This is a genomic window from Paenibacillus agaridevorans (assembly GCF_003112455.1).
In the GTDB taxonomy this organism is placed as follows: domain Bacteria; phylum Bacillota; class Bacilli; order Paenibacillales; family Paenibacillaceae; genus Pristimantibacillus; species Pristimantibacillus agaridevorans.
Genome location: NZ_BDQX01000356.1, coordinates 1,704 through 22,653, shown reverse-complemented (window position 1 = coordinate 22,653; position 20,950 = coordinate 1,704). Strand labels below are relative to the sequence as shown.

The 20,950-nt window shown below is 54.2% G+C and carries 19 protein-coding genes; 3 read left to right on the top strand and 16 right to left on the bottom strand.

Going from position 1 to position 20,950, the window contains the following annotated elements; genetic code table 11:
* Nucleotides 1-404: 404 nt before the first annotated feature.
* The 8 genes from PAT3040_RS27450 to PAT3040_RS27415 form a co-directional block, all read right to left on the bottom strand.
* Nucleotides 405-707 (bottom strand): hypothetical protein, encoded by a 303-nt coding sequence (locus tag PAT3040_RS27450; protein WP_181376872.1) that lies wholly within the window; start codon nt 705-707, stop codon nt 405-407.
* Nucleotides 708-754: 47 nt separating this feature from the next.
* Nucleotides 755-1,777 carry a DNA-3-methyladenine glycosylase family protein gene (locus PAT3040_RS27445; RefSeq protein ID WP_108995188.1) on the bottom strand — a complete coding sequence of 341 codons (1,023 nt, stop codon included), beginning with the start codon at nt 1,775-1,777 and terminating at the stop codon, nt 755-757.
* Nucleotides 1,778-1,891: 114 nt separating this feature from the next.
* On the bottom strand, nt 1,892-2,587 hold the full coding sequence (locus tag PAT3040_RS27440) for an ABC transporter permease (protein ID WP_108995187.1): 696 nt from the start codon (nt 2,585-2,587) through the stop codon (nt 1,892-1,894).
* A complete protein-coding gene (locus tag PAT3040_RS27435) occupies nt 2,580-3,503 on the bottom strand; it encodes an ATP-binding cassette domain-containing protein (RefSeq protein WP_087569766.1) in 924 nt (307 codons plus the stop codon). Before PAT3040_RS27435 ends, PAT3040_RS27440 begins: the two co-directional genes overlap by 8 nt.
* Nucleotides 3,504-3,599: 96 nt before the next feature.
* The gene (locus tag PAT3040_RS27430) at nt 3,600-4,559 is read right to left on the bottom strand and encodes a sensor histidine kinase (RefSeq protein WP_108995186.1); all 960 of its coding nucleotides are present in this window, start codon (nt 4,557-4,559) and stop codon (nt 3,600-3,602) included.
* A 1-nt stretch (nt 4,560) separates the two neighbouring features.
* Complete coding sequence (locus tag PAT3040_RS27425) at nt 4,561-5,268, bottom strand: response regulator transcription factor (RefSeq protein ID WP_108995185.1); 708 nt, start codon at nt 5,266-5,268, stop codon at nt 4,561-4,563.
* Between the two features lie 4 nt (nt 5,269-5,272).
* Nucleotides 5,273-5,701, bottom strand: coding sequence for a disulfide oxidoreductase (locus tag PAT3040_RS27420; protein WP_108995184.1), 429 nt, complete (start codon nt 5,699-5,701; stop codon nt 5,273-5,275).
* A gap of 10 nt (nt 5,702-5,711) precedes the next feature.
* Nucleotides 5,712-6,404, bottom strand: a complete 693-nt coding sequence (locus PAT3040_RS27415) for a DsbA family protein (protein WP_108995183.1) — start codon at nt 6,402-6,404, stop codon at nt 5,712-5,714.
* 208 nt (nt 6,405-6,612) lie between these two features.
* Between PAT3040_RS27415 and PAT3040_RS27410 the strand changes: the two genes are divergently transcribed.
* Entirely contained in the window at nt 6,613-8,835 is a 2,223-nt protein-coding gene (locus PAT3040_RS27410) for a heavy metal translocating P-type ATPase (RefSeq protein ID WP_108995182.1), read from the top strand.
* Nucleotides 8,836-10,134: 1,299 nt separating this feature from the next.
* Here PAT3040_RS27410 and PAT3040_RS39065 read toward each other — a convergent pair.
* From PAT3040_RS39065 to PAT3040_RS27385, 6 genes are all read right to left on the bottom strand, one after another.
* Entirely contained in the window at nt 10,135-10,266 is a 132-nt protein-coding gene (locus PAT3040_RS39065) for a hypothetical protein (protein WP_258235188.1), read from the bottom strand.
* A gap of 149 nt (nt 10,267-10,415) precedes the next feature.
* Nucleotides 10,416-11,186, bottom strand: coding sequence for a sugar phosphate isomerase/epimerase family protein (locus tag PAT3040_RS27405; RefSeq protein WP_108995181.1), 771 nt, complete (start codon nt 11,184-11,186; stop codon nt 10,416-10,418).
* 151 nt (nt 11,187-11,337) lie between these two features.
* A complete protein-coding gene (locus tag PAT3040_RS27400; RefSeq protein ID WP_087569773.1) occupies nt 11,338-11,589 on the bottom strand; it encodes a DUF7667 family protein in 252 nt (83 codons plus the stop codon).
* An 826-nt stretch (nt 11,590-12,415) separates the two neighbouring features.
* Entirely contained in the window at nt 12,416-14,158 is a 1,743-nt protein-coding gene (gene cysI, locus PAT3040_RS27395) for an assimilatory sulfite reductase (NADPH) hemoprotein subunit (RefSeq protein ID WP_108995307.1), read from the bottom strand.
* 62 nt (nt 14,159-14,220) lie between these two features.
* Nucleotides 14,221-16,101, bottom strand: coding sequence for an assimilatory sulfite reductase (NADPH) flavoprotein subunit (locus tag PAT3040_RS27390; protein ID WP_108995306.1), 1,881 nt, complete (start codon nt 16,099-16,101; stop codon nt 14,221-14,223).
* Between the two features lie 438 nt (nt 16,102-16,539).
* The gene (locus PAT3040_RS27385; protein ID WP_246608485.1) at nt 16,540-16,932 is read right to left on the bottom strand and encodes a c-type cytochrome; all 393 of its coding nucleotides are present in this window, start codon (nt 16,930-16,932) and stop codon (nt 16,540-16,542) included.
* Between the two features lie 151 nt (nt 16,933-17,083).
* On the opposite strand from PAT3040_RS27385, the gene tatC reads away from it, so the two are divergent.
* A complete protein-coding gene (tatC, locus tag PAT3040_RS27380; RefSeq protein ID WP_373863978.1) occupies nt 17,084-17,821 on the top strand; it encodes a twin-arginine translocase subunit TatC in 738 nt (245 codons plus the stop codon).
* Nucleotides 17,822-17,866: 45 nt separating this feature from the next.
* Nucleotides 17,867-18,073 carry a twin-arginine translocase TatA/TatE family subunit gene (gene tatA / locus PAT3040_RS27375; protein ID WP_087569776.1) on the top strand — a complete coding sequence of 69 codons (207 nt, stop codon included), beginning with the start codon at nt 17,867-17,869 and terminating at the stop codon, nt 18,071-18,073.
* A 169-nt stretch (nt 18,074-18,242) separates the two neighbouring features.
* On the opposite strand, the gene PAT3040_RS27370 is transcribed toward tatA, so the two are convergent.
* Nucleotides 18,243-19,958 (bottom strand): GMC family oxidoreductase, encoded by a 1,716-nt coding sequence (locus PAT3040_RS27370; RefSeq protein WP_087569777.1) that lies wholly within the window; start codon nt 19,956-19,958, stop codon nt 18,243-18,245.
* Between the two features lie 24 nt (nt 19,959-19,982).
* Nucleotides 19,983-20,843, bottom strand: a complete 861-nt coding sequence (locus PAT3040_RS27365) for a gluconate 2-dehydrogenase subunit 3 family protein (protein ID WP_258235187.1) — start codon at nt 20,841-20,843, stop codon at nt 19,983-19,985.
* Nucleotides 20,844-20,950: the final 107 nt, after the last annotated feature.

Below are 20,950 nucleotides of genomic sequence, written 5' to 3'. Positions count from 1 at the left end.
TGTGCTATCGGGTATGGAGGTAATTTCGCGGAACGCGCTTTAGCAGCACATTCGCCAGTTGGTGAAACAGCGACTAAGTGCCTGCTTGGCTTTGGCTTTCTATCTACATTTAATAGGAAAAGTGCCCACTAATTCCAGCGTAGCACCAACATTTCCGCGAAGAAAGGGAATTTCTCCCTCTAATTCATTCAGCCTGGTGTGATTTCGACCATTCCCCCCATATTAGATGTCACTTTTCCCTCTATTTGAGTCGCAAACGGCAAATCGGGCATAATAGAGGGAGGTTTTCCCTCTACTGGTCTTGGTAACTTGCAAAATATTCGTTGGCTTCGAGTTTGTGGTCGCATGCTGATAATCAGCCATATATAGAAGGGACCTCTATTGTGAAGCAAGCCTCTACGTTGTTACTTGCCCTCTGCCTCTGCGCCTGTGTGCCTGTGTGCCTGTGTGCCTGTGCCTGCCTCTGACTCTGCCTCTACCTGCACCTCTGCGCCTGTGTCTGCCTCGGACTCTGCCTGTACCTGCACCTCTGCGCCTGTGCCTGCCTCTGACTCTGCCTGTACCTGCACCTCTGCGCCTGTGCCTGCCTCTGACTCTGCCTCTACCTGCACCTCTGCGCCTGTGCCTACCTCTGCCTCTACCTGCACCTCTGCGCCTGTGTGCCTGTGCACTTTTGCCTGCCTCTTCCTGCACCTGTACCTGTGCATTTGCCTGTGCCCGCCCCCGCCCTCGCATATGCACAAAGAAGACCGCTCTAATAGAGCAGCCTCCACAAGTAAAAAGTCGCGTACGCCTCCCAGCCCGTCCAGCCTTGCGACATGGCAGATAGCTCTTCCTTGGTCGGTTTGCGGCCCTCGCCAGTCAACGACTTGATCGCGTTATGCAGACCAACGTCGTCGATCGGGAACGCGTCCGGGTAACGAAGACATCGCATAATGACGTAATGGGCCGTCCAGGGACCGATGCCCCGCCGACTGACAAGCACGCGCTCGGCTTCCTTTATACTGCCCGATGCCAGCAGCCTCTCCTTCGTCAACTCGCCCGATGCCACGGCCGCAGCCGTGTCGATGAGGTATTCGCTCTTCCGCGTCGTCATACGCAGCGGTTCAAGCTCCTCTACCGTCAGCCCCGCGATCGTCTCCGGCTCCGGGAACAGCCAGTAGGCATGGCCCCCATGCTCGATGCATCGGCCGTATTGCTCGACCAGTCTGCGCTTTAGCGTGTACGCGAACGCCAGATTAATCTGCTGGCCAATAATGCCCCAGCATAACGCTTCGAACAGATCCGGTATGCCTAGCAGCCGGAGACCCTGGAAGCGGCGGACGGGCTCCCGCAGCCAAGGATCATTCTCCGCCAGCGAATAGAACGGAGTCAGGTCCCGCTCCAGATCAAACCATTCGCGCACGTAAGCAATTGCTTCGGAGGTAAGAGACTCCTTGGCAGACAGAGACCGCGGACCACAAGCAACCTTCGATGCCGCCTGTTCCTGCTCCGACGCCAACAGCAGCACCGGCTCTCCGCCGGCAGATTCCTTTTCGGTTCCCGTGAAGCCGGAGAGACCGGCAACCGCAACTGGCTCCGTCAATCGCTCCAGCTTCACCCCGCCTTTATCGCCTTCACTCACACGCCACACAGCCCCGTAGACCCCATCAGTTATCGCCTTATAGACCGCACCGGCTTCCGTGCGGAACAGGCATTCGTTCGCCGAACGCTCCAGATAGGCCAGATTATGACCAAAATGAAAGCCTTTCGGGGCGGGCAAGTTGATCGTCTCCATCGCATATCACTATCCTCTCGGCCTACTCTTACTCTTTAGTTGTACCACAGAACATCGGCCGGAGGTTTTCGGAATCTTGTTGTTCTACTCTTGCTCTATTTTACTCTGCCGTCCTTAGCCTACGTCCACCTTGTCTATGTCGCGGAAGCTCCAGAACGCTAGCAAAACGCCGATAGCCGATAACGAGAGCGGGATCGCGATGATGGAGCTCAGGGTAAAGCCCATATTGTTGGAGGCCACCAGCATGACGATAAGAACGGCGGATACAATCGTCGCAACCACGGACTTCTTCCTCATGCCGAAGAGAAGCGGCAGAAGACTGATACCCGCAGCTCCGATGGCTTGCATAAGTATCGTCAAACCGTGATCGTACAGAAGCGAATTGCTCCATTGATCATCAACGTAACCCATATTTTCGTTGATGATAAGGAAGATCGTGCCGACGAGCACATTCGCTATAACAACGTTCGTAAACGTCCATATGAAGACGATCGACAGCTTGGCGTACATAAGCTTCTTCCTGCTGACCGGATAAGCGAACAGAAGCCCCATCGTTTTGTCCCGGAATTCGCTAATGACAAGTTTGGACAGCAAAGCCGCCCCATAGATGATGAACGTAGCCCGGACTAACACGTCGATCATCTCCAGCATGTCCGGGTAACTCGCGAAGATCGGTTCTTCCGAGATCGGACCTTCGGTGAAATAGATAAGCGCCAGGAAACCGGCGATGATGCCGTATGCCAGCACGGAACCCCATGCATAACCTTTCAGATGTCCTTTGCGCAGCTCGAGTTTAATGAGATTAAGCATGGACCGCACCTCCTTTGGTCAATTCCAGGAAGAAGTCTTCGAGCGAATGATGACGCCGGTTTATGGACTCCACGGATACGCCGTTTAGAATAAGTCCCTTTGCCAATTCGTCCTGCGGCACATTCCTGTCATATACTCTCAGCGTGCGTTCGCCGATAAGCTTGAAGTTCCGAATGCCCAGCTTCTCCTCCAGCACGTATGCGGCTTGCTTGGCATCGGCCGTCACGATCTCCACGTAATCGGTCCTGGATGCGCGTATATCCTCCATCGTCACTTCCCTGACAAGAACGCCCATATCGATAACGCCGATAACATCGGCCACCTGCTCGATCTCGCCCAGCAGATGGCTGGATACGAGCAGCGTCATTCCGAATTCGTCGCGAAGCCTGCGGAACAGCGACCTCATCTCCTGAATGCCGGAGGGATCCAGGCCGTTGATAGGCTCGTCGAGCAGCAGCAGCTCGGGACGCGTCGAGATCGCTCTTGCGATACCCAGACGTTGTCTCATGCCAAGCGAATACTGTTTGACCGGCTTGCCTTCGATACCGATTAGTCCCACCATGCTCAGCGACTCCTTCATGGCGTCCTGGTTGTAGAACCCCATATATTCGCCATGCAGCGCCAGATTTTGTTCCGCCGTCAATTTCTCGTAGAAGACCGGCGTCTCGATCATATGGCCGATTCGCTTGAGAGGCTCCACCGAACCCGGAAGCATCCTGCTTCCGAACAGTTCAATCTCGCCCCCGGAGGGTCTGACGAGACCCAGCAGCATCTTCATCAAGGTTGACTTGCCTGCCCCGTTGGGACCAAGGAAGCCATAAATACTTCCTTTTTTAACCGTCATATTGACGTTTTTTACGATATCCGCTTTGCCATATGTTTTGCTAAGCAGCCGCGTCTTTATTACATCCGTCATGTCTTTCACTCCCCGCCAGATTTCGATCTCTTGCTGATCTGTTTCTATCTTATCGCGGGCCCCTCTCTTTTTCCTTTCCCGTTTCTTACTTATTTCTTACTCTCCTCGCCTTGCCCCTGCGGAACGCGGCATCGTCAGCTTAAACGTCGTGCGGACGAACGGCAAACTGGATACTCCGATGACCCCGCCCATTCGTTCGACTAGCCGCTTCGTAATCGTAAGGCCGAGCCCGCTCCCCTGCGAATGTTTGTTTCTTGAGTCATCCAGCGTGTACAATCTCTCGAAGACCCGATCTTGATCGGCAGCGTCAATGCCCCGGCCCCGGTCCGTTACTTCGATGACGGCTTCGCTCCCTTCGGCGTACAGCGACAATCCCAAGTAACCGCCATCCGAGCCGTAACGCACCGCATTGGACAACAGATTGTTTAAAATGCGACCCAACGCCTCTTCGTTTGCGTATAGCCAGACAGGCTCCTCCGGCAGTTTAATGTCTACCTCCAGCCCCTGGTCCGACAGCAGATCGTAGAAGGCCAGCACGCCGTTTCTGCAAACCTCTCCCGCATCCACCATCGACAGCTCCAGCTCGGAATCCCCTGATTCCAGCTTGGCGAGATCAAAGAACGCGTTCATAAGCTCCAGCACTTCTTCCGTCTTCCGATGCACTTTCTCTAACAACCGGAGGCGTTCTTCCGCGGTCATATTCACATTTTTGGCCAACATCTCCGCATATCCCAAGACGACGGTGAGCGGCGTTCTTAAGTCGTGGGACACGTTGGCAAGCATTTTGCGCATGGCCCTCTCCGTCATCGCATAGTCGGCAGCCGACTTGCCGGCACGGTCCAACAGATCGTTTATCCCGACCAGCAGCTCCCGCACGGCATGGGATTCAGTCGTTAACAGGATTCGTTCCGTCGATTGCTTCGAAGGAGCTTGGGCTATGTCATCCAGTTTCCCCTTGATATAAGCAATCTCCCTCTGATAAGCGCGATTGCGCAACCTCTCTCTCACGGCAAAAAACAGCAGCACGGCAGCCGGCAACAACCACAGCCCTGCCATGCTACTGTTCTCCCAGACGATAGCCGATGCCCCATAACGTACGGATGTAGCGGGGATTCGACGGATCGTCTTCAATCTTCTCGCGCAGGCGCCGCATATGTACGTTAATCACATTCTCGTCGCCGTAATATGTGTCGTTCCAGACAAGCTGATACAACAACGCTTTGGTATAAACCCGTGTCGGGTGCTCCACGAACAGCTTTAAAATTTGGAATTCCTTGGCGGTCAGCTTTAGTTCCTCGCCTCTCTTCGTTACGATGAAATTGGAAGGATCCATGATCAAATCGCCGACCGTCAGCTTGTCCGACGTGATTTCTGCTTCGTCCGCGATAACCTCCGAATACTGAGTCGCCCTGCGAATGGAGGCCGCTACGCGCGCCGACAACTCCAGCAGCGAAAAGGGCTTCGCGATATAATCGTCCGCGCCGAATCGCAGCCCGAGCGCCTTGTCCACCTCTCCGTCCTTGGCCGACAAGATCAGGATCGGCACGCGGCTGCGCTCGCGGAACCTCTGCAAAACGTCAAGTCCGTTCATCTTGGGGAGCATGAGGTCGAGCAGCACCAGATCGAAGCTCTCCGCGCGGAATGTTTCAAGCGCGGCAACGCCGTCACGAACAACCGTGACGGCGTAGCCTTCTTTCGTCAAATAATCTTCAACCATCTCTCCGATAGAGAGATCGTCCTCCACGAGCAGCAATTTGCCAGACATATTCCTATTCTCCTTCTTGCTCGTTGTCCCGTTTCTTCGCGACGAGAAGCAAGATCGTGATGAGGGTAAATCCCGTCAAAGCGAGGAAAGGAATCGTAATAAAGCCCAGCCAGTTGATCCACTCGGTCGTGCACGGAACGCCGTTCGTGCAAGGGCGCACCTTCTCGAACCCGGGGATTTTCTCCATCATATAATGGAAGGTCGAGACGCACATGCCGATGATGGAGAGCGGCAGCACATATTTTTTTATTTTGAAATCGTCGTAAAACGCTGCAATGCCAAGAATAATGCTAAGCGGGTACATCAATATGCGCTGGAACCAGCACAGATCGCAAGGGATGAATTCGCGAATTTCGCTGAAATACAAGCTTCCGAGCGTCGCTATGACAGCGACCAGCCAGGCGAAGTACAACGCGTTCCTCCTGAATGCCATGAGCCCACCCCTATTCCAGGTTCGCTTCGATCGCCGCTTTAATCGCCGCGTAATCGAACGGATTTGCGATTTGCGTCTCGTTAATCATGATGGTTGGCGTTTGGTTGACGTTGAACTTCTCGTACAATGACTTGTCCAAGAGATATTGTTCCTTCATCTCGTCGGATTTCATAATGGTTCGGAAGGCGGTTTCGTCCAAGTCCGGAATGGTTGCTTTGGCCACTTCCACGGCTTTGTCCTCAGTCAGCCATACCTCATCGTGCTCGGCAGTCGGCTGTTCGTCGTACAGCGCCTTGTGGAACGTCCAGAATTGATCGGGATAGGACTTCAACACCGCTTCGCTCGCCAGAGCTCCGTTAACGGATGGCTGCTTATGGAAATCAACGTTAACGTACGCAAACGTAGCCTTGCCCGTATCGATGTAATCCTTCTGCAATTGCGGCCACACCGTCTCTCCCCAATATTTGCAGGACGGGCACATGTAGTCGCCGAATTCGACGATGGATACTTTCGCGTTCGTATCGCCCATCACCGGCTGCGACTGAGTGGAAGGCGCGCTGGCCAGTTCCTTGTTTTGTCCTTCGCTTTTCTTCTGTGTCTGATTAATAATAACGAGCAATACGATGATCAGTACGACAATAGCCGTATACAATACGAAATTGCGGGACCCCGAATTTTTCTTGCGTCTTACTTGTGCACTCATTCCATTTTCACCTCGTTTGGTTTATGTCATTTAGCGTACCATAATAGTCGGACATCCTCTACATCCCCCAATAAGAAAAATCGAACATTTTTTTACGAATGATATGAAAGTTACTTCAACAAAGAATGTGTATTTGACAGAACAAGCTAAAAAATAATATCATATGAACAAGTATTCATATGTGGAGACGAGAAGGAAGGCGAGCGGTATGAAGCAGTATCAGGTGAAGGGACTCTCCTGCGGCGGCTGCGCAATGCGGCTGGAACAAGAAATTCGGGAACTTGAGCATGGCGAGGGAGCTACGCTTAATTATAATTCGGGCAGATTGCGAGTCAACGAAGAGATCTCCATGGAAGCCGTGCGCCGCATTCTGAAGTCGGACGGCGCCTCGCTCTCGGCTGCTCCAGCGGATGCCGCAGCGCATACCGAGGCAGCCGGAAGCATAAATGGTCATGCCCACTCGCATGCGGGGCAACGGATCCACTCCCATGACGACCACGAGATTGAGCACGGACATGACCATGCCGAACATGGAGACGAACATGACCATTCCCATGGCAGCGGTTGGACGAAGCTGAGGCCCGTCCTCGCCGCGGCCATCTTATATGTCGTTGGACTTCTGCTTGATGGGCGAGTGGAGTCCTGGATCGTTGTGACCATTTATTTGGCGGCGACTGCCATCAGCGGATATTCGACCTTCCTGAAAGGTCTCCGCAATCTGCTGCGGTTCAAATTCACGATGGATACGCTGATGACCGTTGCGCTCGTCGGCGCCATTGCGATCGGCGAATGGAAAGAAGCGACGCTGGTAGCCATCCTGTTCGGACTGAATGAATGGCTCGAAGGACTGGGCATGGAGAAAGCCCGGCGTTCCATGGATGCGCTGCTCAAGACGGCGCCTAAGGAAGCTCGCAAGATGGAGGGCGGTCGCGAGGTGATCGTGCCCATACTTGCGCTGGCAGCGGGCGATATCGTAAAGATCAGGCCCGGCGATCAAATCCCATCCGACGGCGAAATCATCGAAGGGGTCAGCTCCGTTAACGAAGCGGCTATCACGGGCGAATCTCTGCCGCTCTACAAAGCTGCCGGCGACATCGTTTTAGGCGGCAGCCTCAATCAGGATGGACTGCTGTTAGTACGAATTACCAAGGCATACCGGGATTCCTCGCTCGCCCGCATTCTTCACCTGGTGCAGGAAGCGCAGGAGACCAAGACGCCAACCGAATTGTTTATTAACAAATTCGCGCGTTATTATACGCCCGCCATTATGATCATTGCCGTCGTCGTCATGTTGGCCCCTCCCCTGCTCTTTCGAGGAGACTGGTCGACTTGGCTGTACCAAGGATTATCCGTCCTGATCGTAGGATGTCCATGTGCCCTCATCCTGGCTTCGCCGATCGCTATCGTATCCGGTATCGCACGCATGGCAAGGCATGGCATTCTCGTCAAAGGCGGCGTTCATCTGGAGCAGCTTGGAAAGCTGGAGCTGATCGCCTTCGACAAAACAGGCACATTGACCAAAGGAAAACCGCATGTGACGGAAGTGCGGGTCTATGACCAAGAGCGCCTGTTCCGCGTAGCGTCCCTCATCGAGAGCGGCTCGACCCACCCGCTTGCCAAAGCTGTGTTGGAGGAAACAATCCGAAGAGGCATTACGGATGCCGGAGAGACGCCGTCTTCCCTCCGCACTATAGCGGGAGTCGGCATGGAAGCCGAAATTGACGGAAGCATCTACAGACTCGGCAATGAGCTGAGCGCCTCTCATCTCGATATGCCGGAGCAGGTTCGAAGCGATATTGAAGCGCTGAAGGCAGCCGGACTCACCCTTGCGATCGTATCTGACGACTCGGCGGTGCTTGGTTTGTTCGGCATCGAGGACGAGGTTCGCGAAGAAAGCCAGTCCGTCATTGCGGCCATTCACGGACTCCATATTCGTAGAACGGTCATGCTGACAGGCGATCATGAGAAGACGGCGAGCAAGGTTGCGAGGCGGATAGGCGTATCGGAAGTAAAGAGCGGCCTGCTTCCGGAGGATAAGGTGGACGCGATTCGCTCTTTGGCGGCGGAAGGACGCGTCGGAATGGTTGGCGACGGAGTCAATGACGCTCCCGCTCTTGCCGCCGCCACGCTTGGCATCGCTATGGGCAAAGGTACGGATAGCGCCATGGAGACGGCCGATATCGTGCTGATGCAGGATCACCTTGGCAAGCTGCCTTATGCGATGCGGCTTGCAAGGCGCGTCGACCGGATTATACGGCTAAATATCGGCATAGCCCTTGGCCTGAAGCTGATCGCGCTCCTTCTCACGATTCCAGGCTGGCTCACGTTATGGATCGCTATTCTGTCCGACATGGGGGCGACGATTCTGGTTACTCTAATCGGTCTCACTCTATTTTTGGAGCGCAAGGAGAGCAGCACGGCGCAGGGCTGACGGAGGATCTGATCATTTCGGGCTGGATCAGGGTCCTGGAGCTTGCGGATCTGATCATTTCCGGACGGGTCGAGGTCTCGGGGCTTGCGGACGATCTTATCTTACTCGGGCTGGATCAAGTCTCGGAACTGACGAACGATCTGATCATATTCGGGTAGGATCGAGGTCTCGGAGCTGATGGACGATCTGATCATATTCGGGTAGGATCGAGGTTTCGGAGGACTATCTGATCATATTCGGGTAGGATCGAGGTTTCGGGGGACGATCTGATCATATCTGGACTGGGTCGAGGTCTCGGAGCTTGCGGACGATCTGATCATATCCAGGCTGGGTCGAGTGTCGAGGCGGTTATGCTGACAAATATAGCTGCAAGAACTGGCGCCGACCTTTGTCGGCGCCCCGCTTTCCGCTTTATGAATCAGCCAGCGGCGACTGCGCAGCAACTTTACACTCTACTGGCGTACGGAGTATTCATCGCTACATTACCGCTCGGTGAGGACACTTTTTTTGCAAAGCAGTCGGCAAAACAATTTTATGTTTAGCCTGAAACGTGGCCTTCTCTCCACAATTTGTATGCCCCGAGGCTCGTGGTTTCTCAGCAATTTTCCTAAGTTTCGTGTCTTCACCACAATTTGTATGCACTGAGTCTCGTTGTTTCTCCATTGTAGGTCCCACGGCTCGTTGTTTCTCCACAACTTGTACGTCCCGCGGCTCGTTGTTCTCTACAACTTGTAAGTCCCACGGCTCGTTGTTTCTCCACAATCTGTATGTACTGAGTCTTATCCTTTCTCCCTAATTGTACATATCTACACAATTTCACAGACTTTACCTACCCCAACTCAGCAAATTGTACAAAAATACACAAATACTCGCCCCATATTTAAACTCGGGAGCTTTCCGATCCATAATTTGTGTATAATTGTACAAATTCACGGAAAACTAGCACTTACGCAGTTATATTTGTGTATTTTCGTACAATTGTTAATCGACTAAACGTAACTGAAGAGCAGATACCAGTGTATGTCTGTAATTGTACACGTATGCATAAGATGGATCACGCCCAACACATTCCCCCGCTATGTGCTTTGGTATGTAACAGTTCATTGCGCATAAATGACCGTAATCAAACTGCAGGATCACGGACCCGCATTTTAGTCTGTTCTCAAAAGTTACTCACGTGTAGGTAGAGGTTGAGTAGGGAGAACGCTTATGCTTGCCTTTATTTCAAAGCCATAAGGCCTTGCCGTCCTTTGAAGGGCAACGCGCATCATCCCGGGTCAATAAGGTGATAGATGAATTTTACAGGCCATGCTCCTTCAGCTTGCCGCCGATGTCGCTGGCAATGCCGGCAAATTCGCCATAACCCGAACCGCCCGAATTTCGGAACGCTTCCGGAACGGAGCCCAAACCGACGTGTACTGGCAATTCCAAAGCTTCTGCTTCTCAATCGCGGCTTCCAGAACCGTCGTAAGCGCGCCGTAACCGAGATGCGTAGCACAGCCGTATTCAGTCTGGTATAGAAAAAACTAAAAAGCCTTCGGTCCCCCTATCGGAACCAAAGGCTTTTTCCAGATTTAATACTAGTCCGTCGCCAGGGAGCTCAAATAACGGTAGCTGATCGCCAGGCTTTCGAACGGATCGCGCAAGCAGACATCCTGCTCCACCACGTACCACTCTACGCCGATCTCGCGACAAGCGTCGATGATAGCGGGGAAGTTCATATTGCCTTCGCCGATCTCCGCGAACACTTGCTTGTTGTCGACGATCGCCATGTCCTTGAGATGCACGACGCGCATGCGGCCGTCAACCTCCCGCACCGCATCTACTGGGCTCGCGCCGCCGGCTTGCACCCAATACATATCCAGCTCGAAGTGCACCGCATCCTTGTCGCTGTCGCCTTGCAGGATGGCCATGCCCGTTCTGCCATCGTAATTCGTATATTCGAAGTGATGGTTATGGTAAATAAATTGCAGGCCATGCTCCTTCAGCTTGCGGCCAATGTCACTGGCAATGCCGGCAAATTCGGCATAACCCGCGCCGCCCGAATTACGGAACGTTTCCGGAATGGAGCCCAGACCGACGTATTGGCAGTTCCAGAGCTTATGCTTCTCAATCGTTGCTTCCAGATCCGTCGTAAGCGCGTCATAACCGACATGCGTGGCGCAGATCGTCAGGCCGTATTCATCGGCAATCGCTTTCACGATCTCCGGAGCAATGGGGCCGACACCGGACACTTGCACGGCCTCGTAGCCGATTTCCTTCACCTTGCGCAGCGACTCTCTCAGACCTGCCTCATCCTTGCAGAACTCTCTAAGCGTGTATAACTGGGCTGCTATCATCGATTTTTTCATAACAAGCTCGCCGCCTTCTCATCGTTATTGGTAGGAATGCTTAACCTTATACGATGAGTATACCACTTCCAATCGCGGCCGCTTGTCTCGTATTAACGACTGCTGCCGTCTCGTTTGACTCTGGTTGCACTATTGAAAAAAATGCTGGAGCTTAAATAAGCTTGGCTTCAATCTGTTCGATCTTGGCGCAAAGCTCTTGATGCCATTCGGCATCTCCAGTCGTGTAGGCGACAAAGGCGACCGACTTGAGCGAATCCAGATTGGAGACAAGATCGAAGTTCACCTTCAGACAATGCTCCAGCTCTCTCTTCTCCAGCGGAGACAACATGTGATACCCTCCGATCGCCCTCGCTTTGAGCGTTAGCTCCGCCATGCGGCGATGCACGGAATGAATGCCAACCATGAAACATTCCCTCCTTTGATTAGATCCCATAATCGCGGTCTTATCAGCATGTCCGCTTGGCTGCGATCTCAAACCCATGAATTCCCGTCGTACTGCCGCTCCCGACGAACGCCCCATTGTACTCGCTTTTTCATACACATCCGCTCGTCCCTGCCAGCCAACGCACCATTGTACTCGCTTTTTCATACACATTCGCCCTTCCCTGCCTGCCATCGCCCCATTGTACTCGTTTTTTCATACACATTCGCATGTCCCTGCCAGCTATCGCCCCATTGTACTCGTTTTTTCATACACATTCGCCTGTACCTGCCTGCCTACGCCCCATTGTACTCGCTTTTTCATACACATCCGCCCGTCCCTGCCTGCCAACGCCCCAACGTCCCATTGTACTCACTTTTTCATACACATCCGCTCGTTCTCGCCTGTCAACGTCCCATTGTACTCGCTTTTTCATACACATTCGCCCGTCCTTGCCTGCCAACGCCCCATTGTACTCGCTTTTTCATACACATCCGCCTGTCCTCGCCTGCCAACGCCCCATTGTACTCGCTTTTTCATACACATCCGCCCGTCCCTGCCTGCCAACACCCTACAGAGGGCCAAGGACGGTGGACTCGTTCCCGCCTAGTTCTTTAGCTTAAAATTGAGAAAACCTCTATCGAGGCCTCTCAGTGATGAGCGACCGCGTTTAGAGGTGGGTTTTATCGCCAAATAGAATTTCGGTTTCCGCGTGCTTGGAAACTTATAAATTCTATTGTGGTAAAAAAAGCACAGCCACGCAGGTTAGTGCGCAGCCGTGCCGTTGAAAATGTTATCTTGCGACCGATCAGCTATGGAAGTCGGTGCCGTCCGCGACGGCTTTTACATAACCGCTGCGAATGACGAAGTCGCCGAAATGCTCGCCATGCTCGCGATCCGAAGCGTAGTGGCTTAAGATCGGTCTCAGCGTGTCCAGAATTTCCGTCTCGCCGATGTTCTCGCGATACAGCTTGCTAAGACGATCGCCGGAGAAGCCGGCGCCCAGGTACATATTGTATTTGCCCGGAGACTTGCCGATAAAGGATACTTCGCCCAGTGCCGGACGGCCGCAGCCGTTCGGGCAGCCCGTCATCCGAATATTGATCTCTTCGTCGCGAAGCCCGACTTCCGTAAGCACAGGCTCCAGCTTCTCGATCAACGTCGGCAGGTATCGCTCCGCTTCCGCCATTGCGAGTCCGCAAGTCGGCAGCGCCACGCAAGAGATGGAGCTGCGGCGCAGGGCAACCAGCTCGGAGCCGTCCGTGATGCCGTACTGCGCCATCAATTCGGCGATTTTCTTTTTCTTCGGAGCGGCGACATTGCCGATAATCAGATTCTGATTTGCCGTCAGACGGAAGTCGCCGGTATGAATCTTGGCAATCTCGCGAAGACCGGTCATCAGCTTGCTCTCGTCGGTATCGATGATCCGTCCGCTATTGACATAAATGGCGAAGTTCCATTTGCCGTTTTTGTTCTTCGACCAGCCGTAACGATCGCCGTTGGATTCGAAGTGGAACGGACGGGACGGCGCAAGCTGCCATCCGAGACGCTCGTGCAGCTCTTCGACGAACCAGTCGAGGCCGTGACGGTCGATCGTATATTTAAATCTTGCATATTTACGTACGGAACGATTGCCGTAATCGCGCTGAATCGTGATCGTCTTCTCCGCAACGTCGAGAATCTGCTCCGGCGTACAGAAGCCGATGACTTTGCCGAGCTGCGGATAAGTGTTGTTATCGCCATGAGTCATGCCCATGCCGCCGCCTACGGTGACGTTGAAGCCGACCAGCTTGCCCTTCTCCATAATCGCGATGTAACCGAGATCCTGCGAGTAGACATCAATATCATTGGATGGCGGCACCGCGATGCCGATCTTGAACTTCCGCGGCAAATATACCGGCCCATACATCGGCTCGACGGCATTGCCGGCAAGGCCCATTTCCGCCTTCGGCTTGTCGCCGGTATCCACCTTCTCGCCATCCAGCCATATCTCGTGATAAGCCGGCGTTTTCGGCGCCAGATGTTTCGTCAGCTGCTCCGACCAGCGATGCACCTCGGCATGCACCTCGGATTGCTCCGGATTCGGCGTACACATGACGTTGCGGTTTACGTCGCCGCATGCCGCAAGCGTCGTCAGCATCACGTCGTTGATCTGACGAATCGTCTGCTTCAGGTTCCACTTCAGTACGCCGTGCAATTGGAACGCCTGTCTTGTCGTCAGGCGAATGCTGCCGCTGCCGTACTTCTGGGCCAGCTTGTCGATCTCCAGCCATTGCTCCGGCGTGGATACGCCGCCCGGCGTCACGACGCGAAGCATAAATTGATACGACGGCTCCAGCTTCTGCTTCTGACGTTCGTTCCGCACGTCGCGGTCGTCCTGCATATAGCTGCCATGGAATTTCATCAGGCGGTTGTCCAGGTCGCTCATACCGCCCGTAACCCGGTTTGCCAGCGTCTCGACAAGCGAACCGCGCAAATAATTGCTTTCTATCTTCAACTGCTCGACATCGCTTGGAGTTCCGCCGACCGGTTGTACCTTCTGTTTCGTCATTGCTGCTTCCGCTCCTTCCCGTTTCACCCGTTGCTACCCTCTATGATCAAAAATAAATGATATTAATAAACATCGCGTTGATAACGCCCGCTTACTTGCAGATCCGCTAAATACGCCGCCGCTGCCTCTGCGTTCAGGCCTCCTTGCTTCTCGACCACGGACAGAAGCGCCGCATGAACGTCATGCGCCATATGTTTTTCGTCGCCGCACACGTAGACATGCGCGCCCTCTTGCAGCCACTTGTACAGCTCCGCGGCTTGCTCCAAAATACGATGCTGTACATAGACCTTCTCCTCCGTATCGCGGGAGAACGCCACATCCAGCTTCGTAAGCACGCCGTCTTTCAACATGCGCTGCCAGTCCGTCTGGTAGAGGAAGTCGGTTACGAAATGACGGTCCCCGTAAAATAGCCAAGACTTGCCGCTGGCGCCCAGCTCCTCGCGCTCTTCCATAAACGCCCGGAACGGAGCTACGCCCGTGCCCGGACCTATCATGATTACAGGAGTATCCGGATTAGCCGGCAGCTTGAAGTTCGGATTATTCTGGATGAAGATCGGCAGCCTGCCGCCTTCCTCCAGCCGTTCGGATACTTGCACGGAGCATACGCCGCCCCGCTTCCGTCCATGCGCTTCATACTCCACCTTGCGAATGGTGACATGCACTTCTTCGGGATGCGCGTTGCCGCTGCTGGCGATGGAATACAGTCGCGGCGGCATCTTGCGAAGGATGGATACAAGATCGGCGGCGGACAGCTTCCACGGGCCGAAGTCTTGCAGCAAATCCAACAGATCGCGGCCGCTGGTATAAGCTCTCAACGTCGCCTTGTTGTCCGGCAGGATGAGCTCGGCCAGCTTGGCATTTTCCGAGAATGCGGCAGCCTTCTCCAACAGAGGACGGGTCAACACCGTGACCTCGAACTGAGCCAGCAAGGCGTTTCGAAGCTGTCCTTCTGCCCCTTCCTTGGTCGGTACAACGTTCTCGCTGCCACTCCACTTCATCTCCGCGATAATCGCATCGACGAGAGCAGGATCATTTTGCGGGTAGATGCCGACACAATCGCCAGGCTCGTAGGTCAATCCGGAGCCCTCCAGCGAAATTTCCAGATGGCGTGTCTCGCGGTCCGAGCCTCGGCCGTTCAGGTTAATCGTCGCAAGCACTTCGGCCTGGAACGGATTGGAACGGGAATATTCCGACTCCGTCGTCGTTGCTGCAGAGCTTGCCGGTGCAACCGATGCAGCTCCTGCAACAGTCGCCGAAGCTGCGGGAGATGCCGTAACCGCGCCAATGACGCTCGCAAGCCACTGCGAAGCCGGCCCGTCGAAGTCAACGTCGCAATCGATACGCGGCGCAAGCCGCTCCGCTCCCAGCTCGGCGAGACGATTGTCGAAGTCCTGACCCGTCTTGCAGAAGAACTCATAGGACGTATCGCCCAGCGCCAGAACGGAGAATTTCATGCCGTCCAGCTTCGGCGCGCGTTTGCTGAACAGGAATTCGTAGAACGTCAGCGCGTTGTCCGGCGGATCTCCTTCGCCATGCGTGCTCGCCACGATGAACAAGTAAGGCGTCTTTTTAAGTCCGTTCGTCTTAAACGCGTTCATCGCCGACAACGTGACTTCGAAGCCTTGTTCCTTCAGCTGCGCGGCCAGCTTGCCCGCCAACCGCTGCGAATTTCCCGTCTGCGAGCCGAACAGGACAGCCGCCTCGCGCGGCAAAGCCGGCGCTGCGGGCTGAGCCGCTTCCTCAGCCGGAATAAGCGTAGCTACCGCTGCCGCCGTCTGCTCCTGCAAAGCTATGGCCGATTCTGCGGAAGCGGTACCCGCCCTATAAAACGCCATATAACCGTTAAGCCATTGAATCTGGGAGTCCGTCAAAGTCGGCAGCAATTTGTTAAGCAGCTCGACCTGCGCTTCGTTAAACGGACTGTTCGTCACCTTAAGTTGCAACTGCATCCACCTCGCATCCAATCTGTGCACATCAATTCCAAGTTTACCAGTATGAATTTATGATCTAAAACTACCATAGTCCCTGGTTACGGTCAATGAAATCTGACGAATTCTGTCTATAAGAAATATTGAACCAAAGCGTGAGCTTTTCTTATGTAAGGAGCCGATCATCTTACATAGCGATTATGATCTGCCTTATGATAATTCCTTGGAATTACTAACTTTCCGACAACGCTGGAGGCACTTCCTGAGAACTCTTATACTGACTACATAACGGGAAGCGCTTACATCCGTCCATTCGAAGGTACTACATTGTCCATTCTACGTTCAACTTGGCTCCGGCTTCGGCCCGGTTGGATGCCCGTTAACTTAAAGGCCGCTTCGCCAGACGATCGTTGGATCGCAGCGAAACGGCCTTTTTGCGATTGGCTCTTCAAGTTACTTTTTCGCCGCGAGCCAGCCCACGAGCGAATTGATTTCTTCGTCGGTCAACTGACCTTTAAAAGCAGGCATGCCTCCCTTGCCGTTTACGATTGTATCCTCGATTTGATCCGCCGTCATTTCGCTGCCGACTTTCTGCAGGTTCGGGCCTACACCGCCCGCCAGATCAGCGGCGTGACAGCCGATACAACTCTTTTTGTAGACTTCCTCCGCTGCCGCCGTATCCACTGTCGCGCCATTGCCCGCATTACCCTCATTTCCCGGATTCTGGGCATTATTGCCTGTTCCGGCATTGTTCGTGCCTTTATTGGCGTTTCCTCCGCATGCAGCCAAGCTAATCGTTAGCGCAATTACAGCCAACCCCAACACCCATTTGTTCGGACTTCTCACTTGCATACACCTCATTTGTCATTAAAGATGTGGTTACTTTTCCCGATCCGCGACAGGAATATTCGGCTTGGCAAAGTCGAATAAGGCGACGCGCTTTGGACAATCTATAAGAAACGTATGGAAAATGAGGAAATGAGGTGATTCCTTGGAGATGCAGGAAGATCTCGTGAGACATCTCGCCGAGCTTAGGAAACGGCTGATTCTCGTCGCCTGCTGGTTCTTCGTCACGATGTGCGCAGGTCTCTATCTTTCACCGAAAATCCTGCAGTATATCAAATCCAGCAACGTCTCGACAGAAGTCGAATGGAATGTATTCTCGTTCACGGACGGGCTTTTCATCTACCTTCGCTGCGCCTTCCTGTTTGCCTTTCTATTCACGCTGCCGCTCTTGCTGTACCAGACTTGGGCGTTCGTGCGGCCGGGCCTGACGGAGAAGGAAGCGAAGGGAACGCTCGCATACGTCCCTGCATCGTTCGCGTTGTTCCTTGCGGGGGTGTCTTTCAGTTATTTTCTCGTCTTCCCTATGATGATGCGGTTCATGATGCAAATGAACCACACCGTCGGAGCGGTGGAAACGTATGGGATCGACAAATATTTTGTTTTCCTGTTCAGCGTCGTATTTCCGCTCGGCGTCGCATTCGAAATGCCGATTGTCATGCTGTTCCTGACGCGGCTCGGCGTTCTGACGCCCGAGAGGCTGACAGTAACGCGCAAATACGCCTATGTAGGCCTTGCCGTCGTCGGCTCCTGCATCTCTCCGCCGGACTTCGTCTCCCATCTGTCCGTGACCGTGCCGCTTATTGTGCTCTTCGAGCTCAGCGCGCTGCTGTCGAGACGGTATGCGAAACGTCATTACGCGGTTCCGGTCCTTAGGCCGGATCCTACCTGATCCTGACCCGCATCTTAATTCGCCATTACGAAAGGAGCCAACTTCATGTTCAACAACATCGGCGTATCCGGGCTGATCATTATTCTGCTCATTGCGCTTATCGTGTTCGGGCCGTCCAAGCTTCCCATGCTCGGCCGCGCGTTCGGCGATACACTCCGCGAGTTCCGCAGTTCAACACGCGGGATCGTAGAGGATGATACGCCCGGCGCTGCCGCAATCGACGTCCAAGATGATTTGAAAAAGCTGCTGTAGCCTAACCCGAACCCATAACGAACACGCAAAAACCTCTATAGCCACCTCGAGTGGTATAGAGGTTTTTTGCCGTCATAGAAGCACCCGGACGAAACGGCCGGCGTCCTTTGCGACGCGGCTCGTTTCTTTCCGGGAAATAGAGAGATGGTCTGGAAAAAGGGCAAGCTGCTCACACGAGCAAGCCGCCCTTCTCCCTGTATTTCAAGATGCCTTCGGCCGTACGGTAAGCGAGCGCGCCGACCGTGGCCGTCGGATTGTAGCCGGCATTTTGCGGGAAGGAGCTGGCCCCGACGACGAAGACGTTGTCCGCGTCCCACATTTGGCAGTACGTGTTGACCGCCGAGGTCGATGGTTCCGCGCCCATGATGACGCCCCCCGTGTTGTGCGTAGACTGGTAATTCACGATCTCGTATGGACCGATTTCCTTCAGATAGTCGACATGATCCGCCCCCATCTCCTTCATGATTTCGGCGCTGCGCGCGGCCAAATATACGCCCAGTTCCCGATCCTGCTCCTCGAAGTCGAAGGTAACGCGCATGAGCGGATCCCCAAACGCATCCTTGTAAGTAGGATCCAGGTCCAGAAAATGATGTTTGAACGACATCGAAGCGCCTTGCCCGCCCACGCCGAGCGTCCGGTACGCATAATGAAGCGACTTTGCCTTAAATTCCTTGCCCCAGGTCGCCGTGCCCGACGGCACCGGGTTGTTCTGGATCGGACGGGAGCCCGTCTGCGACAATGCGATCGCTCCGCCGTGGATGAACTTCAAATCGCTATGGTCGAAGTTGTCGCCGTTATAATCATCCAGCGTAACGCCCAGCGAGCCCGCACCGGCATACGTGTTGAATTGCTGCTTCTCGAAGAAACCCGCCGCGCTGCCTTTAATAACCTGGTAGGCGTAATTTTTGCCGACAACCCCCTTGCCCGTCTCCGGATTATAACGTTCCCCAAGCTCTGAGAGAAGCAGCAGCCTGACGTTATTGAACACGTAACTTGTCACGACGACGATGTCCGCCGGTTGCACGATATCTTCTCCGGTCGTAACGTCCGTGTACATCACTCCCGTCGCCTTGCCGCCCTTGTGCAAGATGCGCCGCACGTTCGAATGGGTGCGAATCTGGAACTTGCCGGTTTTGTTCGCGACGGGGATGACCGTCACAACAGGATCGGCCTTCGCTCCGTATTCGCAGCCAAACCGTTCGCAATAACCGCAATATTGGCAGGCCGCCCGGGAAATACCATCCGGATTCGTATATCCCTCCGATAGATTGGCCGCCGGCATCATGTACGGGTTCAGCTTCATCCGCTTGGCTGCATCCTCAAACAGTTGAAGCGCCGGCGATTTCTTCATCGGCGGCGTCGGATACGGGTTGCTGCGCGCTCCCCCCAGCGGATTCGGCTCGCCGGAAATACCGGCCATCTGCTCGAACTTGTCGTAATACGGCTCGAGCTCGTCGTACGTAATGCCCCAGTCCTGAATCGTCATTTCCGCGGGGATTTTGTTTTTCCCGTACTTTTCGATCGTCTTGCTGCGTATCTGGAAATCGTACGGCAAAAAACGATACGTCTGTCCGTTCCAATGAACCCCCGAGCCGCCTAGACCGTCCCCGAGCAGGAACGAGCCGTAGGAACGCATCGGCAGCGCCCTGATCCCCTCATTGCTTCGGAACGTGATCGTTTCCTTGGACAAATCCTGCATCATCTCGTATCTGAGCGCGTAACGCAACTCATCGTGCACCATAAAATAATCCTCGGTCTTGCGGTCCTTGCCCCGTTCAAGACCGACGACGTTTAATCCGGCTTTCGTCAGCTCAGCCGCGATAATGCCGCCGCTCCAGCCGACTCCAATAATGACGACATCCGTTTTCGGTAACGTTTTGGCCATATGCCGCTTTGTCCCTCCGCTTCGCTAATGGGCCATATGATCTTGAAGACTGATCGGGTCCATCTTCGTATAGTCCTTGTCAATTGCAGCCGTGTAGCTCATCTGATTGCCGGGATAACCGCGCATCCTCCAGCCGTTCATGTCCAGGTTGCCGCCGTACAGCGGGTCGCTGTAGGCGCCCTCGAGCGTGTTCGTGCGAAGCATTTTAAAGAAACTGCTCGCCGAGATCGTCGTCAGCTGCACCGCATCCGACTCGAACGCCTTCAATACCTCATCCTGATCTTCCGCAACCAGCTCCGGGAAACTCTTCTGATATTGCGTCAAACTGTAGTTGTTCAGTTCCTTGATGCCGATCTCAATAATTTCGCGCCGCTTCAGCCGTCCCTGATACCCTTGCTCCTTCTCGCCCACATAGAACGGCGCCTGCATATAGTCGCGTCCGTTAAACCCCCATTCTCCTGCCAGCTGATGGTCGATGAAGTAAGCAACACCGAGCGTTTTCGCTCCGGGGCCGTTCTCGTCCTCGGGAAAAATACGTTCCGTCGCGCTCTCCACGATGCGAAACTGTTCCTGCGTCAGAAACATGAGCGCGCGGTTGTAATTTCGCGGTTGAGCCTTTTCCTCCTCTCCCTTTCCCGGCTCCCCGGTGGGCGTCGGCTCCTCCGAATTGTTCGTGCAGCCGATGAGCGAGCTTAACGCGCCTCCCAGCGCCAGCGTGCCAAGCGTATATCCTGTCGTCTTCAAAAATTTGCGCCGGGAGTTGTTTTTCGCTTCCTGTTCATAGGTCAGCGGTCCTGCCGGATTTGCGGTCGGCTGCTCCATTGTAGCGACAGATCCGTCCTCCGCTTCGCGGTTCGGCTTTTTCTTGCTGCCGGTTGAATCCAATACGATGCACCTCCTGAATGGCAATGGTTTCGTTCGCGATTATTATTTTCCATGGAACGATGAATATTCATTTCGGTGAAAAGCTCATCCTAAATCATGCAGACAGC

What these genes read in the sequence shown, in the direction of transcription:
- cysI (WP_108995307.1), bottom strand. Translation starts at nt 14,158, where the DNA reads ATGACGAAACAGAAGGTACAACCGGTCGGCGGAACTCCAAGCGATGTC.
- PAT3040_RS27430 (WP_108995186.1), bottom strand. Translation starts at nt 4,559, where the DNA reads ATGGCAGGGCTGTGGTTGTTGCCGGCTGCCGTGCTGCTGTTTTTTGCC.
- PAT3040_RS27425 (WP_108995185.1), bottom strand. Translation starts at nt 5,268, where the DNA reads ATGTCTGGCAAATTGCTGCTCGTGGAGGACGATCTCTCTATCGGAGAG.
- tatA (WP_087569776.1), top strand. Translation starts at nt 17,867, where the DNA reads ATGTTCAACAACATCGGCGTATCCGGGCTGATCATTATTCTGCTCATT.
- PAT3040_RS27420 (WP_108995184.1), bottom strand. Translation starts at nt 5,701, where the DNA reads ATGGCATTCAGGAGGAACGCGTTGTACTTCGCCTGGCTGGTCGCTGTC.
- tatC (WP_373863978.1), top strand. Translation starts at nt 17,084, where the DNA reads ATGCAGGAAGATCTCGTGAGACATCTCGCCGAGCTTAGGAAACGGCTG.
- PAT3040_RS27445 (WP_108995188.1), bottom strand. Translation starts at nt 1,777, where the DNA reads ATGGAGACGATCAACTTGCCCGCCCCGAAAGGCTTTCATTTTGGTCAT.
- PAT3040_RS27405 (WP_108995181.1), bottom strand. Translation starts at nt 11,186, where the DNA reads ATGAAAAAATCGATGATAGCAGCCCAGTTATACACGCTTAGAGAGTTC.
- PAT3040_RS27450 (WP_181376872.1), bottom strand. Translation starts at nt 707, where the DNA reads ATGCACAGGTACAGGTGCAGGAAGAGGCAGGCAAAAGTGCACAGGCAC.
- PAT3040_RS27440 (WP_108995187.1), bottom strand. Translation starts at nt 2,587, where the DNA reads ATGCTTAATCTCATTAAACTCGAGCTGCGCAAAGGACATCTGAAAGGT.
- PAT3040_RS27435 (WP_087569766.1), bottom strand. Translation starts at nt 3,503, where the DNA reads ATGACGGATGTAATAAAGACGCGGCTGCTTAGCAAAACATATGGCAAA.
- PAT3040_RS27415 (WP_108995183.1), bottom strand. Translation starts at nt 6,404, where the DNA reads ATGAGTGCACAAGTAAGACGCAAGAAAAATTCGGGGTCCCGCAATTTC.
- PAT3040_RS27410 (WP_108995182.1), top strand. Translation starts at nt 6,613, where the DNA reads ATGAAGCAGTATCAGGTGAAGGGACTCTCCTGCGGCGGCTGCGCAATG.
- PAT3040_RS27370 (WP_087569777.1), bottom strand. Translation starts at nt 19,958, where the DNA reads ATGGCCAAAACGTTACCGAAAACGGATGTCGTCATTATTGGAGTCGGC.
- PAT3040_RS27400 (WP_087569773.1), bottom strand. Translation starts at nt 11,589, where the DNA reads ATGGTTGGCATTCATTCCGTGCATCGCCGCATGGCGGAGCTAACGCTC.